Consider the following 16,251-nt stretch of genomic DNA (forward strand, 5'->3'; position numbering starts at 1 on the left):
CGCAAGATGGATCACCCGCAGCTTCGCGACGATGAGCCTAGGAAGGGTATGGCTGCACGGCGGTCCACCATCAGGGGCTACAGATAATCTGCAGATCACATCCAATGGTTTCTTTCAGGTAGGCCATGGCGGCCGCGATGACCATCTCCTGGTCATCGCTACGGCTAGTCGCTGATATGCCTGGCTGAGCAATCAGCACCTCCGCGACGATGGGTTTGAACCGACTCTGCCTAATCAGCTCGTTCAGCCTAGCCGCATTACCCTGGAAGAAGCGTGTGGGGCGTGCAAACGTTTTCAAACGTTCTTCCCGCCCAAGCAGGTGACGGCAGAGATCCGCAAACCTCCATTTCCATTTTGCGGAGCGCACAGCTTGGGAGCAAACTTCGACAGCATCCTTGATGCGTTCCCCCGATGTCGCCGCACCGGAGAATTTACAGTGGATCATGGCTAGCCGGATCACGTCTTTGTCCTCCTTTAGGCACACGAGATCGGCCGCCTCGCCGGCCGAGTCATCGTCGAAGACGACGTCAAAATTTCCGGCGATGTAAACTTGAGCCACCTTCCATTGGATTGAGTCTTGCCGGCCCATCCCGTCCTTCCAGTAACTCTCCTTGGTCAGATCAATGCCCGTCCAATCCCAAGCTTCAAACTGGGTGACATCGAGGATCAGGTCGCGAGGATTCCTCGGCTGTATCAGCAGATTGCCGTCGAGCTCACTGAGGTCGATAAAACGAATCAGCGGAGGATAACTACAGAAATACTCATCAAGTCGGCTAGTGCGTTTTCCGATGGTGATGGTTAGCGGATCTCCGCTCGTTTGCTGCACCCTGAAGCCGAGTTGAGCGTCGAGACGAAGCTCGAACTCGCCAATCATGGTGTCATCCCCTGCGACCAATACAAACTGGAGTGATGCGGCGGTGAGCGAAACGAACTCCAGTTCGAACATGTACAGTGGCAGCGGGTCTTCTTGGGCGGTCGGGCTAAGTACAATCCGCTCCTCCGCGATCCCCAGAAGCTCGGCAGGCCACTCTATTGCCAAGACGATCTTGTCTGCCGGAAACTCTTCAACATCAGAGGGCACCAGTACGTTTGCAATGATGTTTTCGATGTTGATCGTGTTATCCAGGAGCTTGGTGCCGACCCGATGACACCAAGTTATAAGCGCGGGAATGGAGCCCTGGTCTCGTGACCATATTCTGCCCTTGATGGAGCACCCGACGGATACGCGTGCCCCCTCTTCCCAGCCCGTCCCGCTGACATTGTTTTTGACTGAGTTGTGCCGTTCAGTCAGACCCAGTGCCTCGTCTACATCTCCTCCGGTGTACATGGCAAAGCTGAGATTCCGACGCCCATGTTTTTTGACCCCAATGTTTTGCAGCATAAGGCGGTTGATGTGCCCCAGGCTGCGGAACATCTGCTCACCGCTGATCAATACCGCTTCGCCTGCGACAGCTTCAGCAAGTTCGGGAAACAGCGAGTCATGATTGGTCGAGGAGAGGTATAGAAGCCCTCGCTCCACGTCATGGTGTAGGACGAACAATGCCCACTCGCAATCCAGCACTCCCTTCGTGTTCGTCCACCGAACACGGGACTCGGCCCTGGTAACGAAGTACAAGGTCGGGCTCTCTTTGTGTTGCCACACGGCCTGCAGCTTGAGGTTGGCGGGGAGGCCACTATGGAACCGCTCTCCAGCGAACGCTGTGGCCCGGTAAACGGCTGTACTGAACTTGGGCTTTAGTAAGTGCGGTGACAATACTATTGAGTCGGATTGATCATGATCGTCGAGTCGTTTGGAGGCGTGCAGGAAAGCCACTAGCTCCGCGTGATCCCGAGCAGCTGTTGAGCTCATTTCGGAAAGTATGAGGTTCCAATCCGCGTCTTCACTGTACAAACGCTCCAGTGCATCAGAAACGCTCTTGTCGCCAATATTGGCCACTACGGTCGCATCTCCAATATTCTCGCCGGCCACACGTGTAAAGCGCCCTACAAATTGCAGCAGAATTGCGAGGCTTCTGTGCATGTCATGTACAGCTGCAACCTTCAACTGTGGCAAGTCAAACCCCTCGCCAAGCATACCGACGCAGATGACAATCTTCGCTTCCCGGTTCTTCAGCGCGGTGAGTCGCACTTGCGTTTCATCCGACTCGGAATGGATGAGAACAGGGTTCAAATCACCTGCTATCGTTTGATAAATCTTTGTGACAATGGTCGCCCGCGCGATGCTTGAGCAGCGCGCCATCAGTAGGTGGTCAAGGCCCTCGGCCATGTCCTTTCTGAGTTGCATCACGGCAGCTTCGGCAATGGCCTGATCAGCCTCTAGCGGATTGACTTGCAACGGCTCAAAGCGAATTGGCTTGAAGTACCCATCCCGCTGCGCGGCGCCCAGCGGGTAGTTGAAGATGATCTTCCCATCCACAAGCTGTGTGTCACGTCGGAATGGTGTGGCAGTGAACTGAAGAGTTGGTACTCCTCGGAACGCGGCTTTGAGGTGGGTCCAGCTCGTGGCGGGAACGTGGTGCGCCTCGTCCAGTATTAGCGCGTTGCATCGACTGGCGAGATCTTCCAAGAGCGCGGCGGACAAGCCGGCGCCAATTGAACTAATGGTCGCGACCACAACGTTGCAATGTTCGAAGATGTGCAGATTTGCGTGGGTCTTTGGCCGTTTCTTCATGATCCCGACAATCGGATTGGGCACATCCGAGGGGAGAACGCCGATTTCTCGCAATAAACCGAAGGTAATGAATTTGTTAGCGGTCTGCGCTCTGAGGGCATCCCAAGGTACAACCACCAAAATGGGCTCGCGGGCGTAGGCTGCCAATGCCGCTAGCATCGTTTCCGTCTTGCCGGTACCCGTTGGCATTACGATGGTCGCTGGTGCTTGCTCCAGGCTCCAGTGAGCCCCAATGGCATGTAATGCGCCTAGTTGAGGGGGGCGCAATCCGGAAGAGTCTCCTTCGTCTGGCTCACGGCGTTCAGCTCGGAAACGTAACGTGTCGTTCCAGCAGGCGGCGATTTCACGAGCATGATTCGCACGACCCACCTGTGCTCGATGACTTTGAAACTCGTCTAGCAGTCGATGCCGAGCCCAACTGTACTCGCCATTTTCTTCAAGAAGTATTCCGTCTATTCCATCAGGAAGCTGGATATCCTTTCGAGAAGTGACGATCACCCTTTCCTCATTATCGAAGCGCCTTAGTGGCTGCTTGATTCGCACCGATACGTTGATTGACGTTTCGGCGACCAACGAGACTTGCTGCGCCGGCCTTATCTGGTGCTGAACAACACCAATCGAATATCGCTCTTCAAAAACTATTGCAGGCAGGGTGAACATTTACCGTCATCCATGGCTAGTCAGATCGAAGCAGCGTAGCTCGCTAATGCACACTCAGATATCCAGCGGAGGCCGCGCCTTGACGATTTTCATTGTTTCTAGGCTCACAGTGACCACTCGCTGGAACAGCTCCAGCGGGTCTTGGGTTGACCATCGTTTCGTTGGCCCAATCGTTGTCGTCGTTGACGATGCCGCTGGATTTTTCGCCCCTCCGACCTAGTGCCTGACAACCTTCAGCGCGGGCACTGTGATGGTGACCAGGGCGTTGTAGTAAATCCCCCGCCGTATAGGTTTCAGCTTGTAAGCAGGTGCATAGCGTGGGCAGCGTATTTTTCGCTCCACTGATAGACTTCAGTCGACTTTAAACGACTATGGCTGCTTAAGCTTGAGCGTAACCATAATGAGCACTGAACCTTGGGTCACCGCCGAACAGGTCTCCCTTCACTTGGGTGTGGCCAAGGACACGGTTTACCGCTGGCGTGAACGACGGGGCATGCCGGCTCATCGCATTGGCAGGCTCTGGAAGTTCCAGCTCTCCGAGGTGGACGAGTGGGTAAGAGCCGGTGGAGCTGATGATGCCGCCGATATTTTGGTGCAACACAACTAGCGCATTGCATAAGGAAGAGCACACCTGATGGTTTTCAGTGAAGATTCGCGCGTCAAGATCCCTTGCATCTTGCACCTGGTTCGCCTGGGCTACAGCTACCTCTCCCTGAAGGGGGCTTCCTGGGATGAGCAAACCAATATCTTCCCGGCGCTTTTTTGTTCTTCGCTGACCAGGATTAACCCTGGTGTGGAAGCCGATGACATCGACCGCCTGCTGGCGGAAGTCAAGCTCTTGCTGGACAACGAAGACCTCGGCCAGGCTTTCTACGACAAGCTAACCGAGCGTTCGAGCATCCGTCTGATCGACTTCGAGAACTTCGACAACAACAGCTTCCACGTTGTGACCGAGCTGCCCTGCAAAAACGGCGACGACGAGTTTCGGCCTGACATCACTCTGCTTATCAATGGCATGCCGCTGGTCTTTATTGAGGTCAAGAAGCCCCACAACCGTGAAGGCGTATTGGCTGAGCGAAACCGCATCATTACGCGCTGCCGCAATCCGCGTTTCCGTCGCTTCATTAACATTACCCAGTTGATGGTCTTCTCCAACAACATGGAGTACGAAGACGGTTCTCCGCAGCCCATCGAAGGTGCTTTTTATGCCAGCCCTTCGTATGACACGCCGATCTTCAATTACTTCCGTGAAGAGGAAACGTTGAATCTGGCCGAGCTGCTGGCTGCCGAAGATGACGACGTCGAGAACGCGGTGCTGCGCGACAACAACCTCAACGTCATCAAGCACAGCCCGGAGTTCCTCAGTAACAAGGATCCCGACGCACCGACCAATCGTATTTGCACGTCATTGTTCAGCCGCCAACGCCTGGCTTTTCTGCTGCGTTTTTCGCTCGTCTATGTCAACGAGGCCGACGGCCTGCATAAGCACGTCATGCGTTATCCGCAGCTTTTCGCCACTAAGGCGATTGAGAGGAAGCTCGATGCCGGCGTGCACAAGGGCATCATTTGGCACACCCAGGGTAGCGGTAAAACCGCGCTTGCCTACTACAACGTCCGCTTTCTGACGGACTACTTCCAGCGCCAGGGCATAATCCCCAAGTTCTATTTCATCGTCGACCGGCTCGATCTGCTCACCCAGGCCCAGCGCGAATTTTCCGGGCGTGGGCTGATCGTACACAGCATCGACAGCCGTGAAGCCTTCGCCCGTGATATCAAGGCCACCCAGGTATTACACAACCACAGCGGACGGCCCGAGATCACCGTGGTCAACATCCAGAAATTCCAGGATGACCCGGACGTGGTGCGTACCGAGGACTACGACGTCAACATCCAGCGCGTCTACTTCCTTGATGAGGTGCACCGCAGCTACAACCCGCAGGGCAGTTTCCTCGCAAATCTAAGCCAGTCAGACCGTTGCGCCATCAAGGTTGGACTTACCGGAACTCCGTTGCTTGGCGATGACTACAACTCTCGCGCTTTGTTTGGCGACTACATCCACAAGTACTACTACAACGCCTCCATCGCTGACGGTTACACCCTTCGCCTGATCCGCGAAGAAATTGCCACTAACTACAAAATGGTCCTTCAAGAAGCGCTGGCTGCTGTAGAGCTGCAGCAGGGTGATATCGACCGCAAGCTCATCTACGCCCACCCTAAATTCGTCGAGCCCATGCTCGAATACATCGTGCGTGATTTCGAAAAGAGCCGCAGTGCACTAGCTGATGCCAGCATCGGCGGCATGGTGATCTGCGACAGTGCCGACCAGGCCCGGCAGATGTTTGAGATCTTCGGCACTGTTCATGCCAAGCAGGGCCAGCCCAGCCGTAACCTGCAGGACTCCTCGCAGGCCTTGATCGCCGCCGCGAAGCCCGACAGTTACGCTGCCCGCAGCCTGCTGGAGAACCGTGTCAAAAGCGCCGCCCTGATCCTGCACGACGTGGGCAGCAAGGAAGAGCGCAAGCAATGGGTGGAAGACTTCAAAGCGGGCAAGATCGACTTGCTGTTCGTCTACAACATGCTGCTCACCGGCTTCGATGCCAAGCGCCTGAAAAAGCTCTACCTCGGCCGGGTAATTCGTTCGCACAACCTGCTGCAGGCGCTCACCCGCGTCAATCGTACCTACAAGGATTTTCGCTACGGCTATGTGGTCGATTTCGCCGATATTCGCAAGGAATTCGACGCCACCAACAAGGCCTATTTCGACGAGCTGCAGGCCGAGCTAGGCGATGAGGTTGAGCACTACTCCAACCTGTTCAAATCCGCTGAAGAAATCGCCGAGGAAATCGAAGCGATCAAGGACATCCTATTCAGCTTCAACATCGAAAACGCCGAAGAGTTTTCGCGGCAGATCACCCAAATTCAGGATCGCGCCACGGTGCTGGCGCTCAAGAAAGCACTGGCCGACGCCCGCAGCCTCTACAACCTGATCCGCCTGCAGGGTGACTATCCGCTTCTGCAAGAGCTTGATTTTCAGAAGATTAACCAGCTCTACCGCGAAACCTGCAACCACCTCGATATGCTCAACCTGAAAGAGAGCATCGAATCCAGCACTGACACCAGCAACCTGCTCAACGTGGCGCTGGAAGATGTGCTGTTCATGTTCACTAAGATCCGTGAAGAAGAACTGGTACTGGCTGACAAGCTCAAGAACACTCTGCGCCAAACCCGCGAGGCCCTGGCCGACAATTTCGACCAGCAAGATCCCAAGTTCATTACTCTGAGGGAAGAGCTGGAGCGGCTGTTCAAGAAGAAGAAACTCAACGAAGTCACCCAGGACGAAATGACCGCCAACATCGGCGCACTCAACGCAATTCACGACCAGGTCAAAGAGCTCAATCGGCAGAATAACCAGCTGCGCGCCAAGTACCAGGGTGACGCCAAATACACCCGCATCCACAAGCGCCTGCAAGAGCGTGGCGGCCTCACACAAACCGAACGCCGCCTGTTTGAGGCGCTCTCCGGTGTCAAACAACAGGCCGACGAGCAGGTGCTTCAGAACACCCAGCTAGTGAATAACGAGAGCTATTTCGAAGGGATGATGATGCCGCTGGTGATTGGCGAGTTCCAAAATCGCCAGAAAATCCAGCTCACTCCAGACGCTTCCCGCACCATCAACCAGTTGGTGGTGGCCGAATACATCAATGAATTTGCCTCCGGCACTCGAACAGGAACACGTACGTGGTAACGCAAGAATTTGAGCAACGCACCCGCCAACTGATCGACAGTCTAAAGGGCATCTGCGCTGCCTATGGCCTGGGCAACGATGGCAACGAATTCAAGATCATCACCCAGGTCTTTCTCTATAAGTTTCTCAACGATAAATTCACCTTCGAAGCCAAGAAAATCCGCCCCGAGCTAGGCCAAGCCCTCACTTGGGAGCAGGCCATGGCTAGTCTTAGTGCTGATGAACTGGAAATGCTGCAATTGCAGTTGGGGCCGGACACCCCACGCCTAAAACCTGAGCACTTCCTAGCCCATCTGTTCGGCCGGCAGAATGAGCCTGAATTCGCCAAGTTATTTGACGACACCCTGCGCGACATCGCCATTACCAACAACGACATCTTCGCGGTGAAAACCGATGGCGGAGCCAAGGTCACGCTGTTTGATCGCGTCAGCGAATACATCTCGGACCCGTCCAAGCGCGACAATTTCTGCCGCGCCCTGATCAACAAACTGGTGGAATTCAGTTTAGAGCGCAGCTTTGAGAGCATCTTTACTCAGAAGTACGACTTCTATTCCACGCTTTTCGAATACCTGATCAAGGACTACAACAAGGACAGCGGCGGCAAATACGCCGAGTATTACACCCCACACGCCGTGGCCAAGATCATGGCTGCCATTCTGGTTCCCGATAATGTGCGCGGCAAAATCAGGAACGTGAGCTGCTACGACCCTTCCGCCGGCTCCGGCACCTTGCTGATGAACATCGCACACGCCATCGGCGAGCAGCGCTGCAGCATTTATTCGCAGGACATTTCGCAAAAATCATCCAGTCTGCTGCGCTTGAACCTGATCCTCAACAACCTGGTGCATTCCATCCCCAATATCATCCAGGGCAACACTATGCTCCACCCCTACCACCGGGAGGGTAAGGCGCTTAAAAAATTCGATTACATCGTCAGCAATCCGCCGTTCAAGATGGATTTCAGCGATTTCCGTAACGAGCTGGATAGCAAGGAGCATCAAGAACGCTTCTTCTGCGGGGTTCCCAATATCCCCAAGCAGGCCATGGACAAGATGGCTATCTACCAGCTCTTTTTGCAGCACATCATCCACTCGCTGAAACCCGGTGGTAAAGCCGCCGTAGTAGTGCCGACCGGCTTTATCACTGCACAAAGCGGTATCGACAAGAAGATTCGCCAGCATCTAGTGGACAACAGGATGCTGGCCGGCGTGGTGTCCATGCCCAGCAACATCTTCGCCACTACTGGCACCAATGTGTCCATCCTGTTTATCGACGACGCAAATAAAGAAGGCGTAGTCCTACTGGACGCCTCCAACCTAGGCACTAAGGTCAAAGACGGTAAGAACCAGAAAACGTTGCTATCCGAAGCCGAGGAAGACCGCATCATCGCCACTTTCAACGCCAAACAGGCAGTAGATGATTTTTCGGTAGTGGTGAGTTATTCCGAGATCGCCGCCAAAAACTACAGTCTGAGCGCTGGGCAGTATTTCGAGGTAAATATTGAGTATTCAGATCTGACGCCAAAGCAGTTCACCGCAAAAATACAGGGATTTAGCGACAATCTGGACAAGCTATTCAAGGAGTCTGCGGGGTTGGAGCGGGAGATCAAAAAGCAGTTGGCGGGGTTGTTGTATGAGTAAGTGGTGCCAAACAACGCTTGGAGAGATTGTCTCTGCCGGCGGTGGAAAAATTCAAACAGGTCCGTTTGGTAGCCAGTTACACGCTGCTGATTATGTTGATGTAGGCGTACCTTGCATCATGCCTGCAAACATGAAAAGTAATCGGGTGGATTTGTCCTCCATCGCGTTCATTTCGGAGGAAGATGCTAGTCGCCTATCTAAGCACTTGGTGAAAGAAGGAGACATTGTCTATAGCAGGAGAGGCGATGTAACTCAAAAAGCATTAATCAGGAAAACTGAGGCTGGCTATTTTTGCGGCACAGGTTGTCTCCTCGTTCGTCCTGGGAAGATGATTGATCCTGAATTTTTAACTTATCACCTCAGCACCCCCTCGAATCAAAGCTGGATCGTCAATCAAGCGGTTGGTGCCACAATGCCCAACCTGAACACTGTAATTCTGGCTAATGTCCCCTTGAATGTTCCCAGCCAAGGGACACAGAAAAAAATCGCTGCCGTCCTCTCTACCCTCGACGCCAAGATCGACTACAACAATCGAATCAACGTCGAACTTGAGGCCATGGCCAAGACGATTTACGACTATTGGTTCGTGCAGTTCGATTTCCCTGATGCCAACGGCAAACCCTACAAATCCTCCGGCGGCAGGTTGGTCTACAACTCAAAACTCAAACGGGGGATTCCGGACGGGTGGACAGACTCAAGCATTCTGGCCGTCTCTGAACTGCTTGGCGGTGGTACACCCACGAAAAAGAAACCCGAGTACTGGGGGGGTGATATTCCCTTTTTCACTCCAACCGATGCCGGCGGCCCCATTTTCAAGTTTTCGACGGCAGATTACATCACTGAAAAAGGCCTAAAAGGCAGTAGCACCCAGCTCTTTGGCAAGCATAGTGTTTTCATAACAGCGCGTGGTTCCGTGGGAAAGCTGGTGCTGGCCGGTGTCGATATGGCGATGAATCAATCCTGCTACGCTCTGCGCGCCAAGCCTGGAATCAGTCACACATTTTTGTTCTTTCTGGCCAAGGAGTTGATCCAGCACCTTCAGGTGAAATCCTCGGGCTCTGTTTTCGACTCCATCGTCTCGAATGATATTGAGCTGACCAACCTGGCAATTCCAACGGAAGAAGTTATCGAGAAATTTGCAGCAGTTGTTGAGCCCGCGTTCGAGAAAATCGCCAACAACACCAAAGAAAACCAGCAACTCGCTCAGCTTCGCGACTGGCTGCTGCCCATGCTGATGAATGGCCAGGTCACGGTGGCGTAAGGTGGTCTGCCGTGACTGGAAACACGAAAACGCACTCTCAACATCGCGGCGAAGCTTCTAATTTTCATTGGTATGGTTGGCGAGTGGGCGTGTACTGGGCCCCGCGAGCTGTAAGGAATAATAACAAGGAAGGTCAAACAGTATGAAGCTGCAGACGCTGCGCCTACCGAGTTTTCAATCTTACGGTCCTGGGCCTACTGACGTCGGCCTCGAAACCATCACCTACTTGATCGGTCCTAACGGTGCCGGCAAGACAGCTGCGCTCCAAGCATTGTGCCACCTGTTCGCTTTCGACCCGTCCCAGCGTCGTATCCAGCGGCCTGACCTCCATGTCCCAGCCGATGAGAAGGATATTCCGGAAGAGCGCGAGCTTTGGATAGAAGCAGATTTCCTTTTCCCTGAACTGTTGAAGGATGAAGACAACAGCACGGTTGCTCCTCATTTTGGTCACATGCGCTTAGACGAACCGGACGGTATTCCGCGAGTGCGTTTCCGTCTTAGCGCAGTCATGGGGCAGGATGGCGACATCGAAGAAACCTTTGTTTATGTGCTGGATGTCAACGCGGCGCCTTAGCTGATCAATGAGTTACACATGAGCAAGGAACGTTATCAGGTACAAACAGCACCAAGTATTACCCCGTTTTTTCCACTACTTATAGTTGTGTATTTATTAAGCTTGCAAGGAACCCTGAGTGAAGGTAAGTAATCCGTTAACGATAATTGCCATATTTGCAGGCCTCGCTGAGACGCTCGCATGCGTGGCGCTAATAAAGTTGCCTCTCGAGATACAGGCGGTCTTTGTATACTTTGTAATGGTGTTTCCCTCGGGAATAGTTCTACTTTTCTTTTTGGTCCTGTTCTTCAAGAACACCGTGCTTTATGCTCCGAGCGACTTTCAAGATCAAAGCCACTACCTTGAGGCTAACAAAATAAAAGAAACGATTGGAATAAAGATTGAAGAAATCTTTGAGGAGCTAAATAAGAAAGGAAATCACTTGACGCGGGAAGAAATTGAAAATGCGAAAAATAGTGTAGATAAAACAATCGATGAAACCGCCGCGCTTACAAGAAAAGAACAAATAATTGCGTTTCTTAATAACGGGCCATCTACTACTACGCATATAAGCCGAGTTTTGCAAATTCACCCGTCTTATGTTGTAACCCTACTTACGAAAATGGCCGACGAAGGCTTGGTGCTGCGTACCCGCACCCCAGGCCATAAGGCAAGTGAATGGGCGCTAAATAGATGAAGACTGGTTCAAATCGTTTGCTTCGCTCAATGAGATGTGCTGAAGCAAGCCCCTTAGCTCAATTTTTATATTTCTAAAGGTGGCATTGCATGAATACCGAGGCCAAGAAGGAAATATTAGGTATTTTTTGTCGCAGCCATAACGTTAAACCTGAATGTCTAGCCATTAATATTAAAGACACTGTTGCCGAAGTTTATGCACCATTCATACTTTTCGCTGAATGCTTAGGCACTGAACAATTTAGAAAAAGAAATAACCCGTTCGATTGTTTTTTAATAAACATGCTGAGTAGATCATCGAGCACTTTTGCTAGCATGGTTTCATTAATTTCTAATGGCCACCTGCAAGACGCGGAAATTATCTCTCGGACACTAGCTGAGTCATCATTGACGATTCAGGCTATTCTTAACGGCGACACAGAAGAGAATTTAATACATTACCTGGCCAGTTATTTTCAAGGGCAAAAGTGGAAGAATGATAAGTGGAAGGCGGCTATAAGTGGCTCAGAAATCCATCCGCATGAAAAATTAATAGACCAAAAAAATGAGACCGAATTAGAAGCAAAAGAAATATGTAAGAATTTTGTAGAGGCCGCCGGAAGGCAATGGCCAGAAAAACCTAGAACAATGTCAATTGAACAGCTGTATAAAGCCCTAGGAAAAGATATTGAATACAGAACGGTTTATAGGGCTATGTGTGGCCAGGCTCACCAAAATCAAGAAGACCTGGTAAACAACCTGCTTTGCTCGCTCACAGAGAATGAGGAGCTAGAAATTAAATCCAAGGGGGAAAAGCATTCATTTAGCATTTTCATCTGTCTATGGGGTATCAAGTATTTTCTAGGCGCAATTGAATCCCTTGGAAAGCACTACAAATTTAGCTCTGTAACTCAACAGTCAAAGAGTGCCCTTGCTGTCGTGGCAGGGTTCCACGAAGAAATTATAGACTCACTAAACGCGTGTTCTTTCCCAGAAGGATGGACGAAATTCGTGGTTGACGGAATATAATAATGGTGCGAGCCGTTCGCTTTGCTTGTTGGGACAGGCTAAAGCTCGCGTCTTAACCAAAAGTTAGTTGTCAGGAGAGAAGTGTTGAGGCTCTAATCGCCGATGATTTTTCAACGTTATTTTCCTATCAGTGGTATAGAGGGTTTCCACTCGATGGCTGGAATAGGGATAATGGATCTATATCAGATTGGACAACTCACTCAGCAATAACCTTCCGTGATACAGCGGATTTATTTGGATATTTTGTACACTTTGAGTCGGGCGGAAACTCAGATGCTGTTCTTCGAGATAGAACATGACGCCCAGTTGCGTTCGCAGAGTGGGAATGGCTAAATCCTGTTAGAAGCAAAATAAATGAGCCGGGCAAGCTTTCCGCAGCTTACCTAGAGTATAGCCCGAAGTTCTGCTTCCTCCTTACATATGTTGTCGAGGACAAAGTATCTGTTGCGGTAAGAAATATCGAGAAAGAGTGGTCTCATGCTGGAGATTTAATTGTGTGCTTCGTTACTTACGATGGCAAAGGAATGCGTGCATTTAGGGAGCTAGTATTCTTCCGCGTATCATTAAAACACTCCGAAGAAATTTGGCGCCAGTCTGAATTACCTTGGCTCATCGAAGAAAGCAAGTGCTTCAATGGCAACTAGCCATAATTGTGGTTGGCTTTGTTGCTCCGACGATACGGGCGCACGCGGCGCGGGCGGATCAGTTTTATTTGGTAGCGCGGCGCCTCTTCTGCGCTGCCTCAGTAATGTGAGTGCAACAGGCGTCTATCACTCTCTCGCTCGACCGGCTCAGCTTATTCCTAAAGCTGTACCGTTCTTGGTATAGAGCGGTGGCGCGGAGATAATTCATGCTGCTATCAATCCATTCCGCTAACCCCAAGTATGGACTCGATGCGTTCGCCTAATAGGTTCCACGCTTCAGTCTTCTCTTTGGCATAGTCGTGGTACATGTAGTGGCGACGTACTTTTGATCCGCCCAGTAGGTGGTTCTGGCAACGATCGATGAGCTCAAGGGTTATGCCCAGTGACTGCATCATTGTGGCGCCAGTGCGACGCAGATCGTGTGGTGTCCACTCGCCTTGATTTCCTTTGCTGAGTACCAGCGAATTGTCATGGTGGCGGCCAGCTAGCTGTTTTTTGCGATTTTTGAAGCAGCATTGACGGTCACCAATGAGCTTGCTAACAGTCTTAGTGTCGACGTGATTTTTCTCGTCTCGGCTGGGAAAGCAGAATGCTGTGTACCCAGTTTCTAAGCTTAGTCGTTCGAACTGAGCGATCGCGAATCTTGACAGAAAAACGTGGTGATCTTGGCGCTTGCCCTTGTGCCCTTTGGTTGTCTCTGCCGGAATAAACCAGGTGCCTTTTTCCAGGTCCACATAGCGCCACTCTGCCTTGAGTAATTCGCCAATGCGACAAAGGGTGCTCAGACAGATCCACATCGCACACTGCACACGAGGATTAACTGGACGGATGCCTGAGTATTTTTGGCCGGCAGGTAGGGCGTCATAATCTTGCTCTAGTCGGGCAAAGATATTGTGCAGTTCTCGAATTTCGTCAGGGGAAAGCAGCCGATCTCGTTGCTCCTGATAATCGTGATCGAGAAGTTTGTCGACCTCTACGAGATCAGCCGGGTTGCCGTCGGCCATGAGCGAGCGCCATGGCTTTCTCTTCTCCGCCCAGCGCAACATCTGCCCTATATCTTTGCTGCGGATAACCACTGCTCGATTTAGTCCACGTGATTTGATTGCACGTAAAACCGCTAGTAGGTCTTTTTCCGTCAAGTCGCGTAGCGGTTTTTTGCCAATAACAGGCAGGACATCCTTGGTGAAGCTGCGGCGCAGTTCAGCGTTGCCGTCCTGGCGAGCGACGCCGTCCCGCAACCACTCTTCGAACAAGTCAGCAACGGTTTTGTTCTCTGCAGCCTGACGCTCGTCTTCCGCAATAGTCTTTTCGATAGCTACCCGAGCTTCGATCTTCGCCGCTTTACGAGCGATGGTCGGGTTCACGCCTTTGCTGACTGTAGCCTTCAGTTCGTCCCGCTCTGCGCGAATCTGCGCTAATGACTTCTTCGGCCAGCTACCTAGGCGGTGGTCGCGCTTGGCGCCATCCAATTTGAACTCGTAGCGGAATAGCACGCTGACCCCGCGAACGCCGGCTCTTACTTTGGCAACCAGACCGCCGTCCTCTCGGAAGGTCTTACCATCATCGGCCACGGTCAGTGCTTCGAGTTGTTTCGCGGTTAGTTTTGACAATTCCTACCCCTAGTCCTAGTCCTAGTCCTAAAAGATTACCTCTGAATTTTGCCCCACTTTTGCCCCACCGAATAGCTTGGCTGGTGGTGGATGCTCATGGACATAAGTGGACGCTAATATAGGCTGTAAGGTGCGTATTTGCTAGGGTTTAGGTCTTCCGCTGGAGTCTATAGACATCTATAGAAATCTACTAATTAAGCGCATGGGGTGCTAGGGGTCGAGTGTTCGAATCACTCCGTCCCGACCATAATTCTCCAGGAAATCCAGTCATTTTGCGGTGACTGGATTTTTTTATGGGTAAGTGATTCTGTCCGGCCCGGCGATCCTGGCGGGTGGGTTTCACGGCTGTTGCTAGTCGAGCGAGCGCATGTTGGCGTCGCCTCATCACGCGCTGGCGAAAAACTAGCGATCTGGTTTCGAGGTGCCAAATAAAAAAAGGCTAACATAGCTGGCCTTTTAGTGTGTTGAGGCTAGGCGTTATTCGCTTCGCTTCGTTGTATCAATGAAGGGGAGGGCGCTGTTAGGAAGCATCGTAGTAGGCAAGGTGCCGTCCCAGCGTTCGGCCTTTGTGAGTTCCACTAGGTTTTGGTTGCTGGCAAGTGCTTGAGCTCTCGCTTTAATTGCATCTGCTTCCGCTTCCCCGCGCAGCCGAGTTGCTTCGGCGTCCGCTTTGGCCTCTGCAAGCTTGGAGTCAGCTTCTGCTTGCGCCTGGGTCACGCGAATTTGAGCTTGGACCTGTTCAGTGGCAAGCATTTGCTCGCGAGTTTTTACTTCGACCTCAGCCTTCATTCGCAAAGCAATTGAACGCTCGTAGTCGTCGCTGAAGTCAATGTTCTCTACCTGGACGCCGTCAATCACCACAGGGCCATTGATCGACTCTTTAATAGCACGAGCCACGTCAGCGACAAACTTGCCTCGTTGCTGGACGGCGGTGACAGCATTGTATTGGCCGAACACGTTCTCGACTTGCGTGGGAACTTGCCGGCTAATCAGGCGGCTGACGAGTCCTTCAAGATCCTGGTACTGCGTGTAGACCTTAGAGACCTCGCCTGGCACCACGTGCCAGGAAACAGAAACCTGGAGGGTCGCGGTTTGCTGGTCCTTACTGTAGGCCTGCAGCTCTCTATAGGAAGTCGCCTGGCTTTGCACCGAAATGAACTTTACGGTTTCAATGAAGGGCGTTTTGAATGACAGTCCTGGCTCGACGACGCCAACCAAGGCGCCGTTTCGTAGAAGTACACCTCGCTCAGTCTCGTCGACTGTGTACCAAGAGCTGAAAAACACCCCAAGCATAACCAGCACTACTGCGGCTATTCCGATCGCCTTGCTGTTGAGCCCCTGCATATCTCTTCCTTATATATAGGTTTCGTGTAGTCAGTCGGCTTACGCTCCGCCGAACTCCGTAGCGTATAGGGAGTGCGCGGGCAGGTCTGCTAAATAAGTCACTTCTGCTGATGTGCGTTACCAGTTGGGCCTTTGCAGATTTTTATAGGAAGGCCTTGACGGCTTTTCCCAGGTGCTTATAATACGCACCTCTTTCGGCGCAGAAGGCTCCTAAAAGTTCTTTCTAATCAATAGGTTAGGTTGAAATTGAGGGTTGCAAAGCAGAGCGATCTGCGTAGAATGCGCCGGGCTGACAAGGTTGAGGTTTGGTCTTGTTGGTCGGTCGAGTAAGTTGATCGAAAAGCGGTAAATGAGGTGGTTGACAGCGGTTTGAAACGCTGTAGAATTCGCCTCCCGCTGACGAGAGACTGAAGTTGATC

Annotated in this window: 10 protein-coding genes; 7 read left to right on the forward strand and 3 right to left on the reverse strand. The window is 52.0% G+C overall.

What is annotated here, in order from left to right; all coding sequences use genetic code 11:
• Window positions 1-70 precede the first annotated feature (70 nt).
• A complete protein-coding gene (locus AC0IW7_RS20500; protein WP_471820448.1) occupies window positions 71-3,331 on the reverse strand; it encodes a DEAD/DEAH box helicase in 3,261 nt (1,086 codons plus the stop codon).
• Window positions 3,332-3,731: 400 nt separating this feature from the next.
• Between AC0IW7_RS20500 and AC0IW7_RS20505 the strand changes: the two genes are divergently transcribed.
• The 7 genes from AC0IW7_RS20505 to AC0IW7_RS20535 all read left to right on the forward strand — a co-directional run bounded on the left by AC0IW7_RS20505 (window position 3,732) and on the right by AC0IW7_RS20535 (window position 12,234).
• On the forward strand, window positions 3,732-3,938 hold the full coding sequence (locus tag AC0IW7_RS20505; RefSeq protein ID WP_471820450.1) for a helix-turn-helix domain-containing protein: 207 nt from the start codon (window positions 3,732-3,734) through the stop codon (window positions 3,936-3,938).
• 27 nt (window positions 3,939-3,965) lie between these two features.
• Window positions 3,966-7,076, forward strand: coding sequence for a type I restriction endonuclease subunit R (locus AC0IW7_RS20510; RefSeq protein WP_471820451.1), 3,111 nt, complete (start codon window positions 3,966-3,968; stop codon window positions 7,074-7,076).
• On the forward strand, window positions 7,070-8,716 hold the full coding sequence (locus AC0IW7_RS20515) for an HsdM family class I SAM-dependent methyltransferase (RefSeq protein WP_471820452.1): 1,647 nt from the start codon (window positions 7,070-7,072) through the stop codon (window positions 8,714-8,716). The genes AC0IW7_RS20510 and AC0IW7_RS20515 overlap by 7 nt, the downstream gene beginning before the upstream one ends.
• Window positions 8,709-9,977 carry a restriction endonuclease subunit S gene (locus AC0IW7_RS20520; protein ID WP_471820453.1) on the forward strand — a complete coding sequence of 423 codons (1,269 nt, stop codon included), beginning with the start codon at window positions 8,709-8,711 and terminating at the stop codon, window positions 9,975-9,977. The genes AC0IW7_RS20515 and AC0IW7_RS20520 overlap by 8 nt, the downstream gene beginning before the upstream one ends.
• Before the next feature lie 142 nt (window positions 9,978-10,119).
• Window positions 10,120-10,551 carry a DUF2813 domain-containing protein gene (locus tag AC0IW7_RS20525; RefSeq protein ID WP_471820454.1) on the forward strand — a complete coding sequence of 144 codons (432 nt, stop codon included), beginning with the start codon at window positions 10,120-10,122 and terminating at the stop codon, window positions 10,549-10,551.
• A 118-nt stretch (window positions 10,552-10,669) separates the two neighbouring features.
• A complete protein-coding gene (locus AC0IW7_RS20530) occupies window positions 10,670-11,227 on the forward strand; it encodes a hypothetical protein (RefSeq protein ID WP_471820455.1) in 558 nt (185 codons plus the stop codon).
• Between the two features lie 89 nt (window positions 11,228-11,316).
• Window positions 11,317-12,234, forward strand: coding sequence for a DUF5677 domain-containing protein (locus AC0IW7_RS20535; RefSeq protein ID WP_471820457.1), 918 nt, complete (start codon window positions 11,317-11,319; stop codon window positions 12,232-12,234).
• Window positions 12,235-13,093: 859 nt separating this feature from the next.
• Here the strand turns inward: AC0IW7_RS20535 and AC0IW7_RS20540 are convergent.
• Window positions 13,094-14,488 carry a tyrosine-type recombinase/integrase gene (locus tag AC0IW7_RS20540; RefSeq protein ID WP_471820459.1) on the reverse strand — a complete coding sequence of 465 codons (1,395 nt, stop codon included), beginning with the start codon at window positions 14,486-14,488 and terminating at the stop codon, window positions 13,094-13,096.
• A 477-nt stretch (window positions 14,489-14,965) separates the two neighbouring features.
• A complete protein-coding gene (locus AC0IW7_RS20545) occupies window positions 14,966-15,832 on the reverse strand; it encodes an SPFH domain-containing protein (RefSeq protein ID WP_471820461.1) in 867 nt (288 codons plus the stop codon).
• Between the last annotated feature and the right edge of the window lie 419 nt (window positions 15,833-16,251).

This window comes from Pseudomonas sp. AC229, from assembly GCF_979254655.1.

Coding starts and splice junctions, on each gene's coding strand:
- AC0IW7_RS20500 (WP_471820448.1), bottom strand. CDS start 3,331: ATGTTCACCCTGCCTGCAATAGTTTTTGAAGAGCGATATTCGATTGGT.
- AC0IW7_RS20525 (WP_471820454.1), top strand. CDS start 10,120: ATGAAGCTGCAGACGCTGCGCCTACCGAGTTTTCAATCTTACGGTCCT.
- AC0IW7_RS20535 (WP_471820457.1), top strand. CDS start 11,317: ATGAATACCGAGGCCAAGAAGGAAATATTAGGTATTTTTTGTCGCAGC.
- AC0IW7_RS20510 (WP_471820451.1), top strand. CDS start 3,966: ATGGTTTTCAGTGAAGATTCGCGCGTCAAGATCCCTTGCATCTTGCAC.
- AC0IW7_RS20505 (WP_471820450.1), top strand. CDS start 3,732: ATGAGCACTGAACCTTGGGTCACCGCCGAACAGGTCTCCCTTCACTTG.
- AC0IW7_RS20545 (WP_471820461.1), bottom strand. CDS start 15,832: ATGCAGGGGCTCAACAGCAAGGCGATCGGAATAGCCGCAGTAGTGCTG.
- AC0IW7_RS20520 (WP_471820453.1), top strand. CDS start 8,709: ATGAGTAAGTGGTGCCAAACAACGCTTGGAGAGATTGTCTCTGCCGGC.